This is a genomic window from Nocardia sp. NPDC003183 (assembly GCF_053590715.1).
Window position 1 is genome coordinate 152,941 of the sequence record NZ_JBSFTG010000004.1, and the last position, 21,862, is coordinate 174,802.

21 protein-coding genes are annotated in these 21,862 nt (G+C 67.8%); 13 read left to right on the top strand and 8 right to left on the bottom strand.

Annotated elements, in window-relative coordinates:
• Positions 1–117: 117 nt before the first annotated feature.
• The gene (locus ACWDXS_RS16640) at positions 118–912 is read right to left on the bottom strand and encodes an LLM class F420-dependent oxidoreductase (RefSeq protein ID WP_387446101.1); all 795 of its coding nucleotides are present in this window, start codon (positions 910–912) and stop codon (positions 118–120) included.
• Between the two features lie 136 nt (positions 913–1,048).
• On the opposite strand from ACWDXS_RS16640, the gene ACWDXS_RS16645 reads away from it, so the two are divergent.
• On the top strand, positions 1,049–2,128 hold the full coding sequence (locus ACWDXS_RS16645) for an ABC transporter ATP-binding protein (protein ID WP_449966520.1): 1,080 nt from the start codon (positions 1,049–1,051) through the stop codon (positions 2,126–2,128).
• Between the two features lie 146 nt (positions 2,129–2,274).
• Positions 2,275–2,922 (top strand): NADPH-dependent F420 reductase, encoded by a 648-nt coding sequence (locus tag ACWDXS_RS16650; RefSeq protein WP_449966523.1) that lies wholly within the window; start codon positions 2,275–2,277, stop codon positions 2,920–2,922.
• On the opposite strand, the gene ACWDXS_RS16655 is transcribed toward ACWDXS_RS16650, so the two are convergent.
• Positions 2,919–3,449: a winged helix-turn-helix transcriptional regulator gene (locus ACWDXS_RS16655; RefSeq protein ID WP_378989252.1), complete on the bottom strand. Its 531-nt coding sequence runs from the start codon at positions 3,447–3,449 to the stop codon at positions 2,919–2,921. The two genes, ACWDXS_RS16650 and ACWDXS_RS16655, sit on opposite strands and share 4 nt — an antisense overlap.
• 84 nt (positions 3,450–3,533) lie before the next feature.
• Between ACWDXS_RS16655 and ACWDXS_RS16660 the strand changes: the two genes are divergently transcribed.
• Together ACWDXS_RS16660 and ACWDXS_RS16665 are read left to right on the top strand one after the other, a co-directional pair.
• On the top strand, positions 3,534–4,703 hold the full coding sequence (locus ACWDXS_RS16660; RefSeq protein WP_449966526.1) for a thiolase family protein: 1,170 nt from the start codon (positions 3,534–3,536) through the stop codon (positions 4,701–4,703).
• 73 nt (positions 4,704–4,776) lie between these two features.
• Positions 4,777–5,742, top strand: a complete 966-nt coding sequence (locus tag ACWDXS_RS16665) for an o-succinylbenzoate synthase (protein ID WP_378989254.1) — start codon at positions 4,777–4,779, stop codon at positions 5,740–5,742.
• A 12-nt stretch (positions 5,743–5,754) separates the two neighbouring features.
• Here the strand turns inward: ACWDXS_RS16665 and ACWDXS_RS16670 are convergent, their stop codons facing one another.
• Positions 5,755–6,285, bottom strand: a complete 531-nt coding sequence (locus ACWDXS_RS16670) for a TIGR04338 family metallohydrolase (RefSeq protein WP_449966530.1) — start codon at positions 6,283–6,285, stop codon at positions 5,755–5,757.
• A gap of 84 nt (positions 6,286–6,369) precedes the next feature.
• The gene (locus tag ACWDXS_RS16675) at positions 6,370–7,170 is read right to left on the bottom strand and encodes a DUF2786 domain-containing protein (RefSeq protein ID WP_378989538.1); all 801 of its coding nucleotides are present in this window, start codon (positions 7,168–7,170) and stop codon (positions 6,370–6,372) included.
• A gap of 272 nt (positions 7,171–7,442) precedes the next feature.
• On the opposite strand from ACWDXS_RS16675, the gene ACWDXS_RS16680 reads away from it, so the two are divergent.
• From ACWDXS_RS16680 to ACWDXS_RS16705, 6 genes are all read left to right on the top strand, one after another.
• Complete coding sequence (locus tag ACWDXS_RS16680; protein ID WP_056823877.1) at positions 7,443–8,720, top strand: ABC transporter substrate-binding protein; 1,278 nt, start codon at positions 7,443–7,445, stop codon at positions 8,718–8,720.
• A 45-nt stretch (positions 8,721–8,765) separates the two neighbouring features.
• Complete coding sequence (locus tag ACWDXS_RS16685; protein WP_449966534.1) at positions 8,766–9,743, top strand: carbohydrate ABC transporter permease; 978 nt, start codon at positions 8,766–8,768, stop codon at positions 9,741–9,743.
• 11 nt (positions 9,744–9,754) lie between these two features.
• Positions 9,755–10,642 (top strand): carbohydrate ABC transporter permease, encoded by an 888-nt coding sequence (locus tag ACWDXS_RS16690; RefSeq protein ID WP_378989257.1) that lies wholly within the window; start codon positions 9,755–9,757, stop codon positions 10,640–10,642.
• A 97-nt stretch (positions 10,643–10,739) separates the two neighbouring features.
• Entirely contained in the window at positions 10,740–13,013 is a 2,274-nt protein-coding gene (locus ACWDXS_RS16695; RefSeq protein WP_378989258.1) for a transglycosylase domain-containing protein, read from the top strand.
• Between the two features lie 177 nt (positions 13,014–13,190).
• The gene (locus tag ACWDXS_RS16700) at positions 13,191–13,646 is read left to right on the top strand and encodes a GyrI-like domain-containing protein (RefSeq protein WP_358066940.1); all 456 of its coding nucleotides are present in this window, start codon (positions 13,191–13,193) and stop codon (positions 13,644–13,646) included.
• Entirely contained in the window at positions 13,646–14,077 is a 432-nt protein-coding gene (locus tag ACWDXS_RS16705) for a GyrI-like domain-containing protein (RefSeq protein WP_378989259.1), read from the top strand. Before ACWDXS_RS16700 ends, ACWDXS_RS16705 begins: the two co-directional genes overlap by 1 nt.
• A gap of 59 nt (positions 14,078–14,136) precedes the next feature.
• Here ACWDXS_RS16705 and ACWDXS_RS16710 read toward each other — a convergent pair whose 3' ends face one another.
• From ACWDXS_RS16710 to ACWDXS_RS16725, 4 genes are all read right to left on the bottom strand, one after another.
• On the bottom strand, positions 14,137–15,246 hold the full coding sequence (locus tag ACWDXS_RS16710) for an inositol-3-phosphate synthase (RefSeq protein WP_378989260.1): 1,110 nt from the start codon (positions 15,244–15,246) through the stop codon (positions 14,137–14,139).
• Entirely contained in the window at positions 15,239–15,796 is a 558-nt protein-coding gene (locus ACWDXS_RS16715) for a PadR family transcriptional regulator (protein WP_056823890.1), read from the bottom strand. The genes ACWDXS_RS16710 and ACWDXS_RS16715 overlap by 8 nt, the downstream gene beginning before the upstream one ends.
• Before the next feature lie 89 nt (positions 15,797–15,885).
• Positions 15,886–16,245, bottom strand: coding sequence for a DUF1707 SHOCT-like domain-containing protein (locus ACWDXS_RS16720; protein WP_449967008.1), 360 nt, complete (start codon positions 16,243–16,245; stop codon positions 15,886–15,888).
• Positions 16,246–16,267: 22 nt separating this feature from the next.
• A complete protein-coding gene (locus tag ACWDXS_RS16725) occupies positions 16,268–16,438 on the bottom strand; it encodes a hypothetical protein (protein ID WP_449967035.1) in 171 nt (56 codons plus the stop codon).
• Positions 16,439–16,561: 123 nt separating this feature from the next.
• Here ACWDXS_RS16725 and ACWDXS_RS16730 point away from each other — a divergent pair, with 123 nt between their 5' ends.
• The 3 genes from ACWDXS_RS16730 to ACWDXS_RS16740 all read left to right on the top strand — a co-directional run bounded on the left by ACWDXS_RS16730 (position 16,562) and on the right by ACWDXS_RS16740 (position 21,862).
• Entirely contained in the window at positions 16,562–16,978 is a 417-nt protein-coding gene (locus ACWDXS_RS16730) for a DUF5318 domain-containing protein (RefSeq protein ID WP_170112103.1), read from the top strand.
• Positions 16,979–17,920: 942 nt separating this feature from the next.
• On the top strand, positions 17,921–20,101 hold the full coding sequence (locus ACWDXS_RS16735; protein ID WP_449967011.1) for a transglycosylase domain-containing protein: 2,181 nt from the start codon (positions 17,921–17,923) through the stop codon (positions 20,099–20,101).
• 21 nt (positions 20,102–20,122) lie between these two features.
• Positions 20,123–21,862, top strand: a complete 1,740-nt coding sequence (locus ACWDXS_RS16740) for a glycosyltransferase family 87 protein (RefSeq protein WP_449966541.1) — start codon at positions 20,123–20,125, stop codon at positions 21,860–21,862.

Genomic DNA, 21,862 nt, shown 5'->3' on the forward strand with positions numbered 1-21,862 from the left:
TAGACCCTAGCCGCAACCTTGCACAGCGAAGGTTACGCAGCGCTGCGGCTCACGGTGTCGATCCACGGCGACAGCCGGTCGAGGCCCGGAAGCGGGTTCGCCGCAGCGTGATCGAAACTACGCGAGGCCCTCCAGGACGGCCGGGTTCGTCTCGTCACGCCATTCGATGGCGCGCCGGACTTCGGTGAGGTCGTAGCCGGGGCCGGAAACACCCACGGTGAACAGGGTGACGCCCGCATCGTGCAGCGCCTTCGCCTCGTCGCGACCCTGCCACTGCACCGAACGCTCGATCCGCGACTCGTCGGTACCGACGACGGCCGCGTGCTCGGCCAGCACTTTGTTCTTGTGGCCGAGAGTCGCCACGTCGGCGAAGGAGTGCCAGATGTCGGCGTACTCGGCGACCAGGCGCAGCGTCTTGCGCTCACCACCGCCGCCGATCAGGATCGGGATGTCGCGGACCGGCGGCGGGTTCAGCTTCCCGAGCCTGGCGGTGATGCGCGCCATGCTCTCCTTCAACAAGGTCAGCCTGCTGCCCGGCGTACCGAACTCGTAGCCGTACTCGTCGTAGTCACGCTCGAACCAGCCCGCGCCGATGCCGAGGATCAGCCTGCCGCCGCTGATGTTGTCCACCGTGCGCGCCATATCCGCGAGCAGGTCGGGATTGCGGTAGCCGCCGCCGGTGACCAGCGCGCCGAGCTCGACCCGCTCGGTCTGCTCCGCCCACGCGCCGAGCATCGTCCAGCATTCGAAATGCGCGCCCGCCGGGTCGCCGGTGAGCGGGAAGAAGTGATCCCAGTTGAAGACAATGTCGACTCCGGCGTCCTCGGCCCGCAACACCGCGTCGCGGATCAGACCGTAATCGGGCGCGTGCTGCGGTTGAAGCTGGACTCCGATACGGACCGGACGACTCATCTCGCTGGCTCCTCGATGGCTCGGGTTGGCACCGCGACCGAGGCTACCCGGCACCGTTGTGGGCCGCTACGATCCCAGCGACCCACTACTCGGATCGTCCGGCACGTTCCTGCCGGGATGGGATGTTGATCTACGCATGGCTACCGTCACTTTCGACCGCGCTACCCGGCTCTACGCCGGTGCCACCAAACCCGCGGTCGACGCACTCGACCTGGAGATCGCCGACGGCGAATTCCTCGTACTCGTCGGACCCTCCGGGTGTGGCAAATCGACCTCGCTGCGCATGCTGGCCGGCCTCGAAGAGGTCAACTCCGGGTGCATCCGGATCGGCGACAAAGACGTGACCAACGCCGAACCCAAGGATCGCGATATCGCGATGGTGTTCCAGAACTACGCGCTCTACCCACACATGTCGGTCGCGGAGAACATGGGCTTCGCGCTGAAGCTGGCCAAGGTGTCCAAGGCCGAGCGCGACGAGCGGGTGCTCGAGGCAGCCAAGCTCCTCGACCTCGAGCAGTACCTCGACCGTAAGCCGAAGGCACTCTCAGGCGGACAGCGGCAGCGCGTGGCGATGGGGCGCGCGATCGTGCGGCAGCCGCGGGTGTTCCTGATGGACGAGCCGCTGTCGAACCTCGACGCGAAGCTGCGCGTGCAGACCCGTACCCAGATCGCCCAGTTGCAGCGCCGGCTCGGCACCACCACCGTCTACGTCACGCACGACCAGGTCGAGGCGATGACGATGGGCGACCGGGTGGCGGTCCTCAAGGACGGCCTGCTCCAGCAGTGCGCCTCGCCGCGCGACCTCTACCGCGATCCGGCGAACATGTTCGTCGCCGGGTTCATGGGTTCGCCCGCGATGAACCTGTTCACCCTCCCCGTCACCGACGGGGCCGTCACCATCGGTGGCTACCCGGTACGGGTGCCGCGCGCGGTGGCCGACGCGGGAGAGGGCTCCGTGGTCCTCGGCATCCGCCCCGAACATCTCGAGGTCGGCGACGGCGGCCTCGAATTGGAGGTCGACGTCGTGGAGGAGCTGGGCTCCGACGCCTACGTCTACGGTCGCGCCCTCTCGGCGGGCGCCGGCGGGCAGACCGGGGAAACGATTGTGGCGCGCGTGGATTGGCGCAACCCGCCGTCCAAGGGCGATCGCCTCTGCCTGACCACCGACCCCGAACACGTGTACTTCTTCAGCGTGGACGGCAAGCGCCTGCGCTGATTCGGATGCGCGGGCGGCTCGTGGCTCGAGTCGCCCGCGCACGATTGCGCTGTGCGCGTAGACGCTCGGCTCGATTCCGGTGCGGCCCTATGCTGATGCTCGGACCCGGTGATCGCCGGGCGGTTTTGTCGACATGGGGTAGTGACATGCGCATAGCAGTACTCGGCACCGGCCAGGTCGGTCGACGGCTGGCGAGCAAGCTGGTCGAGGTCGGGCACACGGTGACGATGGGGTCGCGGACCGCCGACAATGCCGACGCCACCGCGTGGGCAGCCGAAACCGGCGGGGCGCACGGCACTTTCGCCGAGGCGGCGGCAGCGGCCGAACTGATCGTGAATGCGACATCGGGCACGGTGTCGGTAGCGGCGCTCACCGCGGCCGGGTCGGACAATCTCGCGGGCAAGATCATCGTCGACGTCTCCAACGCACTCGACTTCTCACAGGGCTTTCCGCCGAAACTCGTTGTCCCCGAGGCGGGCAGCGTCGCCGAGGAAATCCAGCGGGCCTTTCCGGCCACCCGCGTGGTGAAGACGCTCAACACCACCAACAACCAGGTGATGGTCGACCCGGCCCGAATTCCCGGACAGCACACCATCTTTCTCAGCGGTGACGACGCCGATGCCAAGTCGCAGGTGGCGCGGCTGCTGAACTCCTTCGGCTGGGCCGACGAACAGCTGATCGACCTCGGCGCGCTCAACACGGCCCGCAGCACCGAACCGGTCGTCCTGCTGTGGGTCAGCTTGTTCCAGACCCTCGGCACGGAGGACGTGACGATCGGCGTGTTCAGCGCCTAGCTGTCCGGGTTCTTCCTTCGGCGTTCGGCGCGGTCGCGGAGGTAGTCCTCGTTGACTCGGACCGCCAGGCGTTCCAGGGGGATCTCGGTGCCGTCGGAGGTGCGCAGGTCGACGCGGACCGGTTCGCCGGTTTCCGCGTCGACCCGCAGCAGGGGTGGGGGGCCCGGCTGGAGGTAGGCGTCGCCCCATTGCCAGAGGGCCACGACCGCGGGGAGCAGGTCCCGGCCCATCTGGGTGAGGGCGTATTCGTGCCGGGTGCGCTTGCCTTCCTCCTGGTAGGGGCGTTTTTCCAGGAGGCCGGCGGCGGTGAGTTTGCGGAGTTGGGCTGCCGCGGCGGCGTCGGTGATGCCCACTCGGTGGGCGAAGCCGTCGAAGCGGCGGGTGCCGTAGTAGGCCTCGCGCAGGATGAGCATCGCGGAGCGGGTGCCGATGAGGTCCATGGCTCTGGCGATCGAACAGCCCGCCGTTTCCCATTTACTGAGATCGGCCAGGGGTCCTTCCATCACGGCTGCCATGAGAGACATCATAGCCAATCTGACTTGAGTCGACGATAGTTAGGATCTAAGCTGGCTATTGTCAGATAGAGCCAGCGTTGGCGAAAGAGGACTTCCATGCGAGACGCGGTCATTGTCGAAGCGGTACGCACCCCGATCGGGCGGGGCAAGCCGAACGGCGCACTTCACGACGTTCATCCGGTCGATCTGCTGGCCCACAGCCTGCGGGCGGTGGTCGAGCGCAGCGGGATCGATCCGGCGCTCATCGACGATGTGATCGGCGGCATCGTCACCCAGGTCGGGGAGCAGGGATCGAATATGACCCGGCGGGCCGCGCTGACCGCCGGATATCCGGAATCCGTGCCCGCCACGACAGTGGACCGGCAGTGCGGCAGCAGTCAGCAGGCGATTCACTTTGCCGCACAGGGGGTTATCGCGGGCGCGTACGACATCGTGGTCGCCGCCGGCGTGGAATCGATGGGGCGAGTTCCCATGGGCGCCAACCTGGTCGGCGCCACCGACCTGTCGGGCATCGCCTTCTCGCAGCGTTATCCCGAGGACCTCGTCCCACAGGGAATCAGCGCCGAACTCATCGCCGCGAAATGGGGTCTGACGCGAACCCAGCTCGACGAATTCGCTCTCGGCAGTCATGAAAAGGCCGCTCGGGCAACCAAAGACGGACTCTTCACCGCGGAACTCGCACCGATCAACGGGCTGACCACGGATGAGGGAATCCGGGTCGGCAGCACCATCGACACCCTCGCGAAACTGAAGCCCGCCTACTACGACCCCGCGATGGCGACGCGGTTCCCGCAGATCGGCTGGGAGATCACCGCCGCCTCCGCCAGCCAGGTCAGCGACGGGAGTTCCGCCGTTCTGATCATGTCCGGCGAACGCGCCGAGCAGCTCGGCCTGCGGCCGCTGGCCCGCCTGCACAGCTTCTCGGTCGCGGGCGACGACCCGTTGCTGATGCTCACCGCGGTCATTCCGGCCACCGAGAAGGTGCTGCGCCGGGCTGGTCTGGACATCGGCGACATCGACCTGTTCGAGATCAACGAGGCATTCTCGCCGGTCGTGCTGGCGTGGGCGAAAGAGACCGGGGTGGACATGAGCCGGGTCAACGTGCACGGTGGGGCGATCGCGCTCGGGCATCCGCTGGGCGCTTCCGGGGCGCGATTGATGACCACGCTGGTCCACGCGATGCAGCAGCGTGGAGCGCGCTATGGGCTGCAGACCATGTGCGAAGCGGGTGGCCTGGCCAACGCCACCATCATCGAACGCCTGTGACACCGGACGGCGGCGCTCACCGTGAGCGCCGCCGTTCGTCTCGACCCGCGTAGCGAGATCTACGATCGGTCGGGTGAGCACCGAACTGTTTGTTTATGCGATTCCGTTGCGGACACGGTTTCGGGGGATCACTGTGCGCGAGGGGATGTTGATCCGGGGCGAATTGGGGTGGGGCGAGTTCTGCCCGTTTCCCGAATACGACGATCGCGAAGCGGCCGGGTGGTTGGCTACGGCCGTCGAACAGGTGACAGTGGGGTGGCCGGCCCCGGTGCGTGATCGGATTCCGGTGAATTGCACTGTGCCCGCGGTGGATCCCACCCGAGCCCGCCGAATTGTTCGGGAATCCGGTTGCGCGACCGCGAAAGTGAAAGTGGCGGATCACCCCGACTCGCTGAGCGAGGATGTGGCTCGGGTGGCCGCGGTGCGCGAAGCGATCGGGGAATCCGGGGCCGTTCGGATCGACGCGAACGCGGTGTGGGACGTGGAAACCGCCGTCCGCCATATCGGAGAGATCGACAAAGCCGCCGGGGGTTTGGAATACGTAGAACAGCCGTGCCGAACCGTGGCGGAATTGGCCGAGGTGCGTCGGCGGGTTTCGGTGCCGATCGCGGCCGACGAGTCGATTCGCCGGGCCGAGGACCCGATGCGGGTGGCGGTGGCCGGCGCCGCTGACGTGGCGGTACTCAAGTGCACGCCGCTGGGTGGGGTCCGGCGGGCATTGGCGGTCGCCGGGGCGGCCGGGCTGCCGACCGTCGTCTCGTCGGCGCTCGAGACCAGCGTCGGCCTGTCGGCACAGCTGGCGTTGGCGGGCGCGCTGCCCGAGCTCGAATTCGCCTGTGGATTGGGCACTCTCGCACTGTTCGAAGGCGATCTCGTCACAGCGTCGTTGCTGCCGGTCGACGGATGGTTGCCGGTCCCGGCCTCGCCACCGGAGCCCGACCCCACATTGCTGGACAAATACCGACACCCCGATCCCGACCGTGCCGACTGGTGGCTGCGACGCTACGAGCGAGTCAGCGCCTTGCTCGAGGACCGCTGAGCGAGCAAATCCCTAGCCGAACCGAACACCGCATCCGGCGAAAGTGGCCCGGATCAGCAATGCGGCCTCCGGGCCGATCACACCGTCCACCAATTCGATATAGCGGCTACAGAATTCGGGTCCGTGTGGTGCCTGCGCCGAATCGGGCGCCAGGTGGTGGGCGAGTTCATGCAGGACCACCAGTTCGCGAAGCGCCCATGCGGTGGAGCCGGTGTGCAGCGGGACGGCGAGGACGGCGCTCTCCGGCTCGTAGTGAGCGGCCGCGGCACCACCCCGGGCCCGGACCCTGATCGATACCGCGGCTCGCTCCCAGTGCGCGCGAACCCAATTCAGTGCCAGCACCTTGTCCGCGTAGCTCTGTACCGACTCCACGGAGGCGAAGCGGCGCTCCACCGGCAACGTCAGTTGCGAACCGTAGACCTCGACCGTCCGGTGGCCGAACTCGTCGGCACGATCGAATACCCCACGCACCAACTGCTCACCGTCATAGACCTTGGCACGCTGGCTGTCGCGCGGCGGCCGTGGCGAACTACCCGGCGCCACAGCCCTGCCCGCCGCTCCCCACCGGGAACGCACCGCCGAGCGGGCCGCCGACGGCCCGGCGGAATGCCGACAGCCCGGTCGAGCTCATCGGCCCGACAGCTTTCCGCGTGCGGCAGGCAGTTCCGGTGAGGTGCCGAGGCGGGCGGTACGGCCCGCTCGGTCGCCCGCGCGACGAGCCGCGGCGGAGTGCCCGGTGGAGGTCTGCGGCCCACGCCAGGTTCCGCGCGCCTCGGAGGTGGCCGTGTAGAAGTCCGTGAGGGCTACTTCTTTGTCCCGCAATGCCAGGGCGGTCCCCGTCGATTCGGACACCGATTCCTCGGCGACGACTTCGGCTTTCACCTCGGCCAACCGCGCACCGATGCGGGCGGCGAAGGCCATCTGGAAGTTGAGCCGCGCGGTAACGCCCGCGACCGGTGCCTCCACCTTGCGGCGGACAGAACGGCCGAGACGCTTCTCGGTGACGACCTTGACCACTGTCGCCTCGCGGTAGGCGCCGGATTTGATGTAGTGGTCCGACGCGCGGACCATCTGGATGAGCAGACTCGCGTAGAGCGCTTCGCAGGTGTCGATGTCGGCGGCGAAACCGTAGGCGTAGACCTGGGCGGAAGTACGGGCGACATCGCAGCGAACGTCGTTGGCCGTAGCGATCGCCACGAACAGCTGGACATAGGTACGCAGACCCTTTCGGCCCGGTTCGCCGATCGGGATGATCCGCTGCACCGGCGCCGACCTGCGCTCGCGCGAGGCCACATGTGAGCGCGCCACAGCGAGATCGATCGAGGATTTCGTCGCCAGTCGCTGCGCCGCGGCGAGGAAGGCCTCGGCCTCGTGGGCGTTGTCGGTGGACTCGGCCTTGCGCAGCAAACCGCCGATGCGGGTGAGCATCCGATCGGGCGTAGCGGCCGGCGAGGGACTTGTCACAAGCAATGACCCTAAGCCACCACACTGACAGAAAAACTGTGCAAGTCTGTGGCCCGTTCTCGGCAGCCTCGATCCGGACCGACCGAAGGGTGCGACGACGGAGTGCCCGTAGGAAGGGAAGATCGAGGCCTCCCAGGCCGAGAACACGCGGCGCCCGCGCCGCCGAGAATCCTGTATGTTGCCTGTTGCACCGCACGGTGTGCTGCTGCTCACGTCTTGACCCTGGAGTGTCTGCGATGGCCTTGAAGTTTGTCCCCAGAGCGACGATGGCTGCTGCCTCGATCGCGTTGCTCACCGCGACGTTCGCCAGCGGTTGTTCCAGTGACGACGGGGGCAACGCACTCGACCAGAACCTGACGGGCCGCGGCCCGATCACCTACGTCGAGGGCAAGGACACCACCGAAACCGGTGTGGTCAAGCAGCTCATCGACCGCTGGAACGCCGCGCACCCGAACGAGCAGGTGACGTTCAAGGAGCAGTCGGCCGACGGCACCCAGCAGCACGACGACCTAGCCGAGCACTTCCGCGCCAAGCAGGACGGCTACGACGTGGTCGCCCTCGACGTGCCGAACACCGCCGAATTCGCGGCCAAGGGCTGGATCCAGCCGCTCGAGGACAGCTTCGCGATCGACACCGCGCCGCTGCTCGCGCCGACCGTGGCCAGCGCCACCTACAACGGCAAGCTGTACGCGGCGCCGAAGAACACCAACGGCGGTCTGCTGTACTACCGCAAGGACCTGGTGCCCAACCCGCCCAAGACCTGGACCGAGATGCTCGGCCAGTGCCAGGTGGCCCGCGACAACAACATCGGCTGCTACGCCGGTCAGCTCGCCCCCTACGAGGGCCTGACCGTGAACACCTCCGAGGTCATCAACGCCTTCGGCGGCAGCTTCGTCGGCGCCGACGGCAAGACCCCCACCGTGAACAGCCCGGAGTCGAAGGCGGGCCTGAAGGTCCTCGTCGACGCCTACAAGAACGGTGACATCCCCAAGGAAGCCATCACCTTCAAGGAAGGCGAGAGCGCCAGCGCGTTCGAGTCGGGCAAGCTGCTGTTCCTGCGCAACTGGCCCTACCTCTTCGCCCAGGCCTCCGCCGAGGGCTCCGCGGTGAAGGACAAGTTCGGCGTCGCCCCGCTGCCGGGCAACACCGGCGTCGGCGCCTCCACCCTCGGCGGCTACAACGCCGCAATCAGCGCGTTCTCCAAGAACAAGGCCACCGCCGCCGACTTCGTTCGCTACCTGATCAGCGAAGAGGCGCAGCAGATCATCGCCTCGGGCTCGCTGCCCTCGGTGCGCTCCTCGCTCTACGACGACCCGGCCCTGATCGCGAAGATGCCGTACCTGCCCACGCTGAAGGAATCCATCGCCAGCGCCGTGCCGCGTCCGGTGACCCCGTTCTATCCCGCGGTGTCGAAGGCCATCCAGGACAACGCCTATGCTGCCCTCAACGGCACGAAGTCCGTCGACGACGCGGTCGCCGGCATGCAAAAGGGCATCGAGACCGCCGGTTCGTAGCGGTACGCGCAGCGGACCCGACCAGACCGTAGGAGAGTAGTAACGGTGTCGGATCCTTCGGGAGCCAAGCAGCGCGGGCTAGCGCTGCAACTGCGACAATCCGGCAAGGCGTGGCTGTTCGTCGCGCCCGTGCTTGTCGCGCTGGCCGTGGTCATCGGATATCCGGTGGTCGAGGCGATCTGGATGTCCTTCTCGAAGGACTCCGGCATCGACCCGGCCACCGGGATGTTCGTCGAGGGCGGCAGCGCCGGATTCAGCAACTACACGCATTGGCTGTTGCAGCAGTGTGGGTCGCTGAACGGCACGGTGTCGTGCCCCACCGGCACGCTCGGCTCGCAGTTCTGGTCGGCGGTCGGGATCACCCTGTTCTTCACCGTGGTGATGGTGTCGATCGAGGCCCTGCTCGGGCTCGGCATGGCCATGGTGATGGGCAAGACCTTCCGCGGCCGGGCGCTGTTGCGCGCCGCCGTGCTGATCCCGTGGGCGATTCCCACCGCGGTCACAGCGCGACTGTGGGAGTTCATGTTCCAGTACGACGGCGTGGTGAACCGGGTGCTCGGCACGCACATCCTGTGGACCTCGGACATGTGGGCGTCGCGGTTCGCGGTGGTCGCGGCCGATGTGTGGAAGACGACGCCGTTCATGGCCCTGCTGATTCTGGCTGGGCTGCAAGTGATTCCGGCCGACGTGTACGAGGCGGCCAAAGTCGACGGCGCGACTGCCTGGCAGCGGTTCGTCCACATCACGCTGCCGTTGCTCAAGCCCGCGCTGCTGGTCGCGGTCCTGTTCCGCACCATGGACACGCTGCGCATCTACGACCTGCCCGCGATCATGACGCTGGGCAACCCGGCGACGAACACGCTGTCGATCCTGGTGGTCGAGCAGGTGCGCCAAGGGCCCAACAGCGCCGCGGCACTGTCGGTGATCACCTTCCTGCTCGTCTTCGCGATCGCGTTCATCCTGGTGAAGGTGCTGGGCGCCAACGCTGTTCGCACGCAAGAAGACCAGCGGAAGGCGAACTGATGAGCATGTCGATGACGAAAGAACCTGTCGCGGAATCGAAGACGCTGCCGGTGCAGCCGGTGTCGTGGCGCAAGCGGATCGGCACGGTGCGGCTCTATCTCGGTGTCGCCATCGTGCTGGTGTGGGGCCTCGGCCCGTTCTACTGGATGGCCGTGGTGGCGTTCCGCGACCCGGCCCACACCTTCGACAGCACCCCGTGGCCCACCCACGTGACGCTGGAGAACTTCCGCAACGCCTTCGACACCAGCCGCGGCAACAACTTCGGCAAGGCACTGCTCAACAGTGTGATCATCGGATCGGCGACCACCGCCGTGGCGCTGATCCTCGGTGTGCTCGCGGCCTACGCGCTGGCCCGGATGGCCTTCGCGGGCAAGTACCTGGTCTCGGGACTGATCCTGTCGGCGTCGATGTTCCCGGCCGTCGTGCTGGTGACGCCGCTGTTCCAGCTGTTCACCGATATCGGCTGGATCGGCCAGTACCAGGCGATGATCATCCCGAACATCTCCTTCGTGCTGCCGATGACGGTCTACATCCTGGCCTCGTTCTTCGCCGAACTGCCGTGGGAGCTCGAAGAGGCCGCGCGCATCGACGGCGCGAGCAAGTTCCAGGCCTTCCGGTTGATCATGCTGCCGCTGGCCGCGCCCGCGGTGTTCACCACCGCGATCCTGGCGTTCATCGCCTCGATCAACGAGTACCTGCTGGCCCGGTTGCTCTCGGGCGACGACACCAAGCCGGTGACGGTCGCCATCGCGAGCTTCTCGGGCAACGACCCGCTGGTGCAGCCGTATGCGGCCATCATGGCGGCGGGCGTGATCGTCACCGTGCCGCTGGTGATCATGGTGCTGATTTTCCAGCGTCGCATCATCTCCGGTCTCACCGCGGGCGGCGTCAAGAGCTGACCTGCCGGGTTCTGCCGCCCACGCCGGGTAGAGTCGCCTGCACCGATATCGACGTCGGTGCAGGTGAGTTCTTCTGCTCGCTCCGAAAGGAGATGGTGTGGCCTCCCAGCGCGGGCGCGGGCGTTCCGATGGGGACGTTCCGTATACCTCGATTGCCGGGTTCCGCGATCCGCTGGCGAAAGAGCAGAAGCCGGCCAAGGGCGCGGCGCGACGGGCACAGGCCGCCCGACTGGCCGCCACCGACGGGTCCGGCGACCCGCCCCCGGAACGCAAGCCACGCACCAGGGGTCAGCGCATCCGGCGGTTGCTGCTCGCGCTCTTCGTGATCTTCGTGTGTGTGCCCGCGCTGCTGTTCGTCGCGGTGTACTGGAGTTCGGAGATCCCCGAACCGGCGGAGGTCGCGGTCGAACAGCCCGCGACCGTCCTCGCTGCCGACGGCACCACCGTGCTGACCAAATTCATTCCGCCACAGGGCAATCGGATTCCCATCCCGCTCACCGATGTGCCGTTCCCGGTGCGGGACGCCGTGCTGGCGGCCGAAGACCGCACCTTCTATACGAACGCCGGTTACTCGACGAGCGGCTTCCTGCGCGCCGCTCGCGACAATGTGACGGGTCAGGACAACGCGGGCGGCGGCTCGACGATCACCCAGCAGTACGTGAAGAACGCCTTCCTGAGCTCCGAGCGCACCGTCACCCGCAAGATGCGGGAGTTGATCATCGCGGCCAAGATGGCGCGGCAGTGGAGCAAGGACGAGATCCTGTCCGCCTACCTCAACACCATCTACTTCGGGCGCGGGGCGTACGGGATCGCGTCCGCGGCGAAGGCCTATTTCGACAAGCCGGTGCCGGACCTGACGCTCGCGGAGGGGGCCGTCTTGGCGGCGGTGATCCGCTCGCCCTCGGTGCTGGACCCGGAGAACCATCTCGATCAGCTGCGGGCGCGCTGGCAGTACGTGCTCGACGGGATGGTCGAGATGAAAGCGCTCGCGCCCGGCGACCGGGACGCGACGGTGTTCCCGCCGATCATCCCGCTCGACGACGTGCCCGCGGAGTCGGCTGCGCTCGGACCGGAAGGCCATATCCGCACCCAGGTGCTGCGCGAACTGCGGGCCGCGGGCCTCGACGACGCCGACATCAACACGGGCGCACTGCAGATCACCACCACCATCGACGCCGCGGCCCAGGCAGGCGCGGTCGATTCGGTGCGTGAGCGGCTGTCGTGGCAACCACCGGAGCTGCGCTCGGCCGTGGTGTCGATCGATCCGCGCAGCGGGGCCGTGCGGGCCTACTACGGCGGCGAGGACGGGACCGGGTTCGATTTCGCGCAGGCGCCGCTCCAAACCGGTTCCGCGTTCAAGGTTTTCGCGCTCGTCGCCGCCCAGCGGCAAGGCATCCCGGTGACGCGGGCGATGGACAGCTCGCCCATCACCGACCGCGGTACCGAGATCACCAACGTCGAGGGTGACTCGTGCGGACGCTGCTCGCTCGCCGAGGCGCTCAAACGCTCGCTGAACACCAGCTTCTACCGGCTCACCATGACGATGGCCGACGGCCCGCGCTCGATCGCCGAGGCCGCGCACCTGGCCGGCATCCCCGAGTACATTCCCGGCGTCGAGGGCATGAGCCTGTCGGAGCCGGACGGATACCCGCTCAACGGGATCGTGCTCGGCCAGTACCTGGTGCGACCCATCGACATGGCGTCGGCGTACGCGACGCTGGCTGCCTCGGGGGTCTATCACCAGCCGTACTTCGTGCAGAAGGTGAGCACCGGGGACGGGCGGGTGCTGCTCGACCGCAGCTGGGAAACCGCGACAGGCAAGCGACATTCGGAGCCCGAACAGCGGATCACCCCGGCGATCGCCGATGCCACCACCGCCGCGATGCTGCCGATCGCCAACTACTCCAACGGCCACGGCCTCGCCGACGGCAGACAGTCGGCGAGCAAGACCGGAACCACCCAGCTCGGCGAGACCAAGGACAACAAGGACGCGTGGATGGTGGGGTACACGCCCTCCCTGTCCACCGCGGTGTGGGTGGGCACCGAGCACCCCCAGCCGCTGCGCACCGGTCGCGGTGGGGCCGTCTGGGGTTCAGGGCTGCCCGCCGACATCTGGAAGCAGTCGATGGACGCCGCGCTGGCCGGAACGCCGGTCGAACAGTTCGAAGTGCAGCCGGTGCCGAGCCCGCCGCTGGTGCCATCGCCGGGCACCGGACCGGCGCCGACACCGGGCGGCGGCTTCGACATCTTCGGTCCGCCGACGAACTCACCGCGCCCCGCGCCGCCGCCGCTGATCATCATCCCGCCCGCACCGACGCCCGTCGTCCCCGGTGAGCTGTTCCCCGGACTCGGCGGCGAAGGGCCGCGATAGATCACGAGTTGGCGCAGCCGGACCCGACTACCCTGAGGACATGGCAACATCGTTGCCCAGAGCGCGAACCGCCCGACCAGGGGTCGAATGATCCCGGCGCGGAACCTGTCGGACCGATACGGGAGGATGTGCGGTCGGTACCGACATGCGACGACACTAGACATAGGGGCTACGCAGGTGGATTTCAATGTCGTTGACCGTCCCGAGACGCTGATCGCGGGCACGGTGCTTCGCAGTCCGGCGCTCGCCGTCGAGGGGCCGCGCCGCGCCAAAGTGGTCGAGGCGTGGGCGAACCTGCGGGCGAGAACGTTACCGGGACCGGTCGCGACGGGGTATGTCGATTTCGCGCCGGAGATCAATTCCTACCTCACCCACATCGTCGGCTACGAGTGCAAGACTCTCGCCGACCTGGAGGTAGGCGACGTGCTCGGCCGGATTCCGGCCGGCCGCTACGCGCGATTCGTGGCCAGCGGCGACAACCTCGGCGACACCATCGTCGGGCTCTGGCGCCAGGTGTGGGACGCGGAGGCCGCAGGTGAATTCGTGCGTGCCTATACCGGCGATTGCGAGCAGTATCCCGACGAACGCACGGTCGAGATCTTCGTGTCGCTGACCGAGGAGAAGGACAGCTGATGGCCGTGGATTTCGAAATCGTCACCCTCGCCGACGGTTTGATCGCGGGTCTCACCGTGCCGTTGGCCGGGCGTGAAGTGACCGCGCGCGATCTCGACCTGGTGAACTTCACCTGGGATCGGTACCTGTCGCGGGAGAAGACGGTGCCTCGCGCGGCCGCCTATATCGGTCAGAACGATCATGCGGTGGCCGTGCTCGGCTACGAGGTCGGCGGCTTGGACGACATCGACGAAGGCGACGTGCTCACCCGCATTCCCGCGGGTCGCTACGCCAAGTTCGTGGTCGCGGACAAGCCCTACGATCTGCTGCGCACCGCGTGGGCGCAGGTGATCAAGGCCGAGAACGCCGGCACCATCACCCGCTCGCACACGGCCGAGCTGGAGCGCTACACCGGTCCGACCTCGGTCGAGGTGTACGTCTCCCTGGACTGAAGACGACAAGAGCCGGTGTGCACGAGAGTTCGTGCGCACCGGCTCTTGTCGTTCAGTGACTAATCGGCACCGATGATGAACGCCTCGAGCTGAGTGCGCGCCACATCGTCGGCGATCTGCACCGGCGGGGACTTCATCAGGTAGGCCGAGGCCGGGATGACGGGTCCGCCGATGCCGCGGTCCTTGGCGATCTTCGCCGCGCGGACAGCGTCGATGATGATGCCCGCCGAGTTCGGCGAGTCCCACACCTCGAGCTTGTACTCCAGGTTCAGCGGAGCATCGCCGAACGCACGACCCTCGAGGCGCACGTAGGCCCACTTGCGGTCGTCGAGCCACTCCACGTAGTCCGAGGGACCGATGTGGACGTTGCGGTCGTGGACCTTGCCCGCGAGCGCCCCGGTGAGGTTCGAGGTGACGGCCTGGGTCTTGGAGACCTTCTTCGACTCCAGACGCTCACGCTCGAGCATGTTCTTGAAGTCCATGTTGCCGCCGACATTGAGCTGGTAGGTGCGATCGAGCACCACGCCGCGGTCTTCGAACAGCTTGGCCATCACGCGGTGGGTGATGGTCGCGCCGACCTGCGACTTGATGTCGTCGCCGACGATCGGGACACCGGCGTCGACGAACTTCTGCGCCCAGACCGGGTCGGAGGCGATGAAGACCGGCAGTGCGTTGACGAAGGCGACGTTCGCGTCGATCGCGCACTGCGCGTAGAACTTGTCGGCCTCTTCGGAGCCGACGGGCAGGTACGAGACCAGCACGTCGACCTCGGCGTCTTTGAGCGCCTTGACCACGTCGACCGCGGGCGCCTCGGACTGCTCGATGGTCTGCGCGTAGTACTTGCCGATGCCGTCGAGGGTCGGGCCACGCAGGACCGTCACGTCGGTCGGCGGCACGTCGGAGATCTTGATGGTGTTGTTCTCGCTGGCGAAGATGGCCTCGGCCAGGTCGAAGCCGACCTTCTTGGCGTCGACATCGAACGCGGCCACGAACTTCACGTCACGGACGTGGTAGCTACCGAACTTGACGTGCATGAGGCCGGGAACGACCTGGTTCTCGTCGGCATCCTTGTAGTACTGCACGCCCTGCACCAGCGACGATGCGCAGTTGCCCACACCGACGATCGCGACGCGAACTTCGCCGGATCCAACCTTGTTGACATCACTCATGGCCGCTCTTTCCCTCTTTCTGTGGTGCCGCCTTCGTCGATTGCTCCGCCGCAATCAACTCGTTGAGCCAGCGCACTTCGCGCTCGCTTGATTCCAATCCGAGCTGGTGGAGCTGCTTGGTGTAGCGATCCAGTGACCCGCTGGCCTTCTTGATCGCTTCCCGCAGACCCTCTCGGCGCTCCTCGACCTGACGACGTCTGCCCTCCAGAATCCGCATTCTCGCCTCGGCGGGAGTGCGGCTGAAGAAGGCAAGGTGAACGCCGAAGCCGTCATCGGTGTAGTTCTGCGGACCGGTGTCGGCAAGGAGTTCGGAGAACCGTTCCCGGCCGACCGGCGTGAGCCGGTAGACGCGGCGCGCACGGCGCGCGAGCGCGCCGTCCGGAAGCTCCTCGGCGATCAACCCGTCGGCCTGCATTCTGCGCAGCGTCGGGTAGAGCGAACCGTAGGAGAAGGCCCGGAACGCTCCGAGCAGGCCCGTCAACCGCTTGCGCAGCTCGTAACCGTGCATGGGCGCGTCGAGGAGCAGGCCGAGAATCGCCAATTCGAGCACTGCCGACCTCACTCCCTGACTATGTCGACCTGAAAGGCCGAACAGACCTAACCGTGGATGCGACTTCCAACTATATCGGAGCGATACATCTACGCACAGTCGAATGTGACGCATGCGTCATCGACGCAGGTCAGCGCGGAGACAGGAATCAGGGGCTCGGCATCCGCCTCCGCGCCCGGCGCGAACCCGATACCGAGGTCGGGGCGCTGGTGGAGTTCTGCCACCAAAGTGGACAAATCACCCAATGTTCGTGCTTCTGTGGCCAATTCGGCCATTGCGGCGTGTTCGTCGGCGTCGAGTTGGCCGTCGGCGCGGGCGGTGTCGAGCGCTTCGATCGTCGCGGTGCGGTCGCTCGATCTGGCTCTCGTGTGGGCCGGGTACTCGGCGCGAGCCCGGCGACGCGGGCGCCGGGAGGGCGGATTCTCGCCGAAAACCGCAGGTGATTGCAGGTCGGCGGTGAGGCGGGCGAGGTCACCGACGGTGCGGGCGGTGCTCCTGACGCGACGCGGTCGTGGTCTCCTGCGCGCCGAGTGGCCCCTCGGCGTAGGCCGCGTCAAGCACGGTCGACGCCTGTGCGCGATCGATGTCACGTGCGCGCAGCACCGAATCGACGGCTGCCCGTCGCCGCCCGGATTCAGCCATGGCCGTGGGTCACCTCACCTGCGAAGACACCCGGATGAACCCCGGTATCGGGAGTTCAGTCCGGGAGATCGGATCAAACGATGCCGTGGGCACGCGTATCCGAACCCCGCTACTCTGGTGATCGTGCGAATTCAGCGGCAGGTGGTGGACTATGCGCTCCGGCGCCGGTCGCTGCTGGCCGATGTCTACGCGGGGCGGGTCGGCGTCGCCGAGGTGTGCGACGCGAATCCGTATCTGCTCCGGGCCGCGAAGTTTCACGGCCGGGGTAGTGAGGCGACCTGCCCGATCTGCCGGAAAGAGCAGCTGACGTTGGTTTCGTGGGTGTTCGGCGATGGGCTCGGCCAAGCGGCCGGGTCGGCGCGGACGCCCGAGGAACTGATTCGGATGGCCGAGTCGAACGAAGAATTCTCGGTGCATGTCGTCGAGGTCTGTCGCTCGTGCAGCTGGAACCACCTGGTGCAGTCGTACGTGCTCGGCACGGCGCCCGCCCCCGCCCGGCGACGGACGAGTTCGCGAGCCCGGCGCTCTGCTGCCGAATGATGGCGTGTGGAGCGACGCGGCTGCGCAGTGACGGGCGGCCCGAACAAGTGATGGTGGCCACCGCGTGATGCGCCACTGTTCGGGGTGCACCCTCTCCGCGCCGGTACTCCGGCGCGGATGTCGTGTGCCCGAACCTTACAAGTTATGGAGATCTGGTCAGTGAGTTCGCCCTACGAGTCCTCCCCCCACGGCGATGATCCGCGCGGCGGCCGTCCGGCTCGGGGTGCGCAATCAGGTCTCCCCCCGCAGTCGGGTGATCGGCCCGGTGGTCCCCCGCCGCGTCGGCCGATGCCGCCCACCGGTCCGCGCCCGCAGGGTGCGCCCGGCGCTCCCGCGCAGGGCGGGCGCCCGCAGGGTGGCGGCCCGGTGCCTGGTGGACGTGGTCCGCAGGGACCGCCGCCGAACCGTCAGCAGGGGCCGCCGCCCGGTGGGATGCCGCCGCGTCGGCCGGGTCAGCCGCCCCAGCGTCCCGGTGGTCCGCAGGGCGGACCGCCTCCGCAGGGTGTGCCCGGTCAGGGCAGGCCGCCGCAGGGGAGGCCCCCGCAGCCGGGCCGCGCCGCGCCGCCCGCGGCGGGCGCCACACAGAAGTTGCCGCGTCCCGGCAGCCCCGACGAGTCGACCGTGCGGGCGAATCAGCCGGGGCGGACCGTGCGCGGCGCGAACGACGACGTAGCCAGGACGGCTCGCGCGGGCGGTGCCGCCGCGGCCACCCGGGCCGGCGCTGGCCGGCGCCCCGGTGGGCCCACCACCGGTGAACGTCGAGCCACCACGCCGGGTGGTCCCACCACCGGTGAACGTCGCGCCGTCGGCGTGGGCGGCACCCCGCCGCCGACCGGTCCGCGCAACCGCCGCGACGGTGGCGGGGGCGACGACGGCTCCGGTAGTGATGGTGCGGTGAAGAAATCGCCGTGGCGGATCGTGCGCCGGACACTCTATGTCCTGATGGCCCTGGCCATCGTCGTGCCGAGCGCGGTGTTCCTGGTCGCCTACACGGCGGTGTCGGTGCCCAAGCCGGGCGATCTCGAGACCAACCAGGTGGCGACGATCTTCGCCAGCGACGGCTCCACCGAGATCAGCAAAGTGGTCCCGCCGCAGGGCAACCGCACCGAGGTCTCGATCGATCAGATCCCGCCGCACGTGCGCAATGCCGTGATCGCCGCCGAGGACCGCGACTTCTACACCAACCCCGGCTTCTCGGTCTCGGGCTTCGCCCGCGCCGCCCGCGACAACGTCCTCGGCAAGGAAAGCGCCGGTGGTGGTTCCACGATCACCCAGCAGTACGTGAAGAACGCGCTGGTCGGTGACGAGCGGTCGATGACGCGCAAGATGCACGAGCTGGTGATCTCGGCCAAGATGGCGCGGCAGTGGAGCAAGGAAGACATCCTCGCCGCCTACCTGAACACCATCTACTTCGGTCGTGGCGCGTACGGCATCGACGCCGCGTCCAAGGCCTACTTCGGCAAGCCGGTGCAGGAGCTGACCGTGGCCGAGGGCGCTGTCCTGGCCGCGACCATCCAGCTGCCCTCGATGCTGGATCCGGAGAAGAACCCCGAGGGCGCCAAGACCCGCTGGAGCTACGTGCTCGACGGCATGGTCGCGGAGAACAACCTGCCCGCGACGGAACGTCAGGGGATGCAGTACCCACAGGTGGTGTCGCTGGCTTCGCTCGGCGACAAGAACAACGACGAGGGCCCGAACGGTCTGGTGAAGAACCAGGTGCTCCAGGAGCTCTCGACCGCGGGCATCAGCGAGCAGCAGCTGAACACCGAGGGCTTGCAGATCACCACCACGATCGATCAGAAGGCGCAGGACGCCGCGATCAAGGCCGCACAGGGCAAGCTCGACGGTGAGCCGGAGAACCTGCGCACCGCGGTGGTCTCCGTCGACCCGCGCACCGGTGCGGTGCGCGCCTACTACGGCGGCAACGACGGGCAGGGCTACGACTTCGCCAATGCCGGTCTGCCGACGGGCTCCTCGTTCAAGGCGATCGGTCTGGCCGCGAATCTCGAACAGGGCGTCCCGCTTTCGCAGCTCTACGACAGCTCGCCGATCACCGTCAACGGCATCAAGATCGGCAACGTCGAGGGTGAGGGCTGTGGCATGTGCACCATCGCCGAGGCGCTCAAGCGTTCGCTGAACACCAGCTTCTACCGCATGCAGCTGGACATGCAGAACGGTCCGCAGAAGATCGCCGATATGGGCCACAAGCTCGGTATCGCGACGGAACTGCCCGGCGTCGGCGCCACGCTGACCGAGCCCGGCGGCGTCGGCCCCAACAACGGCATCGTGCTCGGCCAGTACCAGTCGCGCCCGCTCGACATGGCCTCGGCGTACGCCACCTTCGCGGCCTCGGGCGTCTACCACGCACCGCATTTCGTGCAGAAGGTCGTCACCGCCAAGGGTGAGGTGCTGCTCGATCGTGGCGAGCCCGCCGGTGAGCAGCGGATCAGCGCGGCCGTGGCCGACAACGTCACCGCGGCGATGAAGCCGATCGCGGCCTACTCGCGCAACCACAACCTGGCCGGCGGCCGCGAATCCGCCGCCAAGACCGGCACCCACCAGCTCGGCGACACCGGCAACAACCGGGACGCCTGGATGGTCGGCTACACCCCGTCGCTGTCGACCGCGGTGTGGGTCGGTACCGAGCAGGGCGACGCGCTCAAGAACTACGGCGGCGGCAGCATCTACGGTTCCGGTCTGCCTTCCGACATCTGGAAGGCGACGATGGACGGCGCGCTGTCGGGCACGTCGAACGAGTCGTTCCCCAAGCCCGCCCCGATCAAGGGCCAGGCCGGTGTGCCGGAATGGTCGGCGCCCTACACCGCGCCGTCGACCACCGCGCCCGCGATCGTGCCGCCGGTGATCGTGCCCTCGCAGGTCGAGATCCTGCCCGGCATCCGGATTCCGGTGCCCGGGGTGCAGCAGCAGCCCGCGGTGCCGCAGTCGCAGTCCACGCCCGAGACCGGTGCGGGCCCGCTGCCCGGCCAGCCGACGGCGGGGCCGGACGGCGCGCCCGCGACCCCCGGAAACGGCAACGGCGGGTCGAACAGACCGGGTAATGGCGCCAACGGCAACGACAACGAGAGCAGCGGCGCGGGAACCACGCCGACCCGATCCCGGTAACCACCGGTAGCCTCGGATGTCGTGACCGATCAGCAACTCGCGGACCAGCCGGCGTCGAGTGGTACCCGGCCGGGCCGCGAGGCGGGGTACGTGGCGCCCGCCCGGCTGGCGCCCGACCTCCGCTCGATCGATGCCCGCGACCGGCCGAGCCGCAACGACTCGCTGACCGCACAGCTGTCCACCGTGGTCGGCGGCCCGGTCGGCGATCACGCGCTGATCGGGCGGGTGCGGTTCTGGACGCCGCTGCGGGTGATGTTCGCCTTCACGGTGATCTTCCTGGCGCTGGGCTGGTCGGCGAAGGCCGGCTGCATCCAGCAGACCAGCGATGGCGACGGCGGTCTGATGCTGGACTGGAACAACGGCCGCCAGTACGTGGCCATGTGCTACTCCGACACCGTTCCGCTCTACGGTGCCGAACGGCTCAACGAGGGCGCGTTCCCGTACAAGAAGTCCTGGACCGAATCGACGCCCGACGGCGGCACCGAGACCAGATACATGGAGTATCCGGTGCTGTCGGGCCTGTACCAGTACGCGGCGATGCAGATCGGCAACGTCTGGGATCACCTGCCGTTGCCCGGCGCGATGTCGGTGGTGGTGTATTTCAACGTGGTCGCACTCGGCCTTTCGGTCGGCTGGCTGATCACGGTCTGGGCGTCGTCGCGATTAGCCGGGCGACGGGTGTGGGATGCCGCGCTGATCGCGGTGTCGCCGTTGGTGATCGTGCACATGTTCACGAATTTCGATGCGCTGGCAACGGCTTTCGCGGCTACCGGGCTGTTGGCGTGGGCGCGTCGTAAGCCGGTGCTCGCGGGCATCCTGCTCGGACTGGGCGGGGCGGCGAAGTTGTATCCGCTGCTGCTACTCGGGCCGATCGTGGTGCTGTGTCTGCGAGTGGATCCGATGCAGCGTCAGCCCGCCGCGCGGGCCGGGCTGCGGTTGCGCGATGTCGACAGTCTCGATTCCGCCCGCACCTGGCTGCGTGAAACGCCCGCGAGGACACATCTTTTCGCATTGCGGCCACTGGGCGCGGCAACCCTCACGGTCATCGCCGCGGTGGGCACCTGGGCGGCCGTGAATCTGCCGATCGCGGCGCTGTACCCGCAGGGTTGGCGAGAGTTCTTCCGGCTCAACACCACTCGCCACGCCGACCCCGATTCGATCTACAACGTGATCACCTCGTTCACCGGCTGGACCGGCTTCGACGGGCCGATCGGACACGGTGTACCCCCGACCGTCCTGAACACGGTCTCGCTGCTGGCCTTCGTCGCCGCCTGCGCGGGCATCGCCTACCTGGCGCTCACCGCGCCACGACGGCCGCGCCTGACCCAGCTGTGCTTCCTCGTGGTCGCGGCGTTCCTGCTGACCAACAAGGTGTGGAGCCCGCAGTACTCGCTCTGGCTGGTGCCGCTGGCCGTACTGGCGCTACCACACCGCCGAATCCTGCTGGCCTGGATGACGATCGACGCACTGGTCTGGGTGCCGCGCATGTACTACTACCTCGGCGAGGACAACAAGGGCCTGCCCGAACAGTGGTTCACCGGCACCGTCGTCCTGCGCGACCTGGCAGTCCTCGGCCTGTGCGCGCTGATCGTCTACGAGATCCTGCGCCCCCAGAACGACGTGGTCCGCCGCGACTTCGTCGACGACCCAGCGGGCGGGGTCCTCGACCGAGCCCTCGACCCCCTACTCCCCTGGCTCCCGGAATTCCTGCGCCCGAAACTGGCCACGATCAGCGCCCGACCGATATCGGTGCTGAACTGA

Coding starts and splice junctions, on each gene's coding strand:
- ACWDXS_RS16655 (WP_378989252.1), bottom strand. CDS start 3,449: ATGATGTCTCTCATGGCAGCCGTGATGGAAGGACCCCTGGCCGATCTC.
- ACWDXS_RS16705 (WP_378989259.1), top strand. CDS start 13,646: ATGGCCGTGGATTTCGAAATCGTCACCCTCGCCGACGGTTTGATCGCG.
- ACWDXS_RS16725 (WP_449967035.1), bottom strand. CDS start 16,438: ATGGCTGAATCCGGGCGGCGACGGGCAGCCGTCGATTCGGTGCTGCGC.
- ACWDXS_RS16710 (WP_378989260.1), bottom strand. CDS start 15,246: ATGAGTGATGTCAACAAGGTTGGATCCGGCGAAGTTCGCGTCGCGATC.
- ACWDXS_RS16675 (WP_378989538.1), bottom strand. CDS start 7,170: ATGCTCACCCGCATCGGCGGTTTGCTGCGCAAGGCCGAGTCCACCGAC.
- ACWDXS_RS16640 (WP_387446101.1), bottom strand. CDS start 912: ATGAGTCGTCCGGTCCGTATCGGAGTCCAGCTTCAACCGCAGCACGCG.
- ACWDXS_RS16735 (WP_449967011.1), top strand. CDS start 17,921: ATGGCCCTGGCCATCGTCGTGCCGAGCGCGGTGTTCCTGGTCGCCTAC.
- ACWDXS_RS16680 (WP_056823877.1), top strand. CDS start 7,443: ATGGCCTTGAAGTTTGTCCCCAGAGCGACGATGGCTGCTGCCTCGATC.
- ACWDXS_RS16645 (WP_449966520.1), top strand. CDS start 1,049: ATGGCTACCGTCACTTTCGACCGCGCTACCCGGCTCTACGCCGGTGCC.
- ACWDXS_RS16660 (WP_449966526.1), top strand. CDS start 3,534: ATGCGAGACGCGGTCATTGTCGAAGCGGTACGCACCCCGATCGGGCGG.
- ACWDXS_RS16650 (WP_449966523.1), top strand. CDS start 2,275: ATGCGCATAGCAGTACTCGGCACCGGCCAGGTCGGTCGACGGCTGGCG.
- ACWDXS_RS16690 (WP_378989257.1), top strand. CDS start 9,755: ATGACGAAAGAACCTGTCGCGGAATCGAAGACGCTGCCGGTGCAGCCG.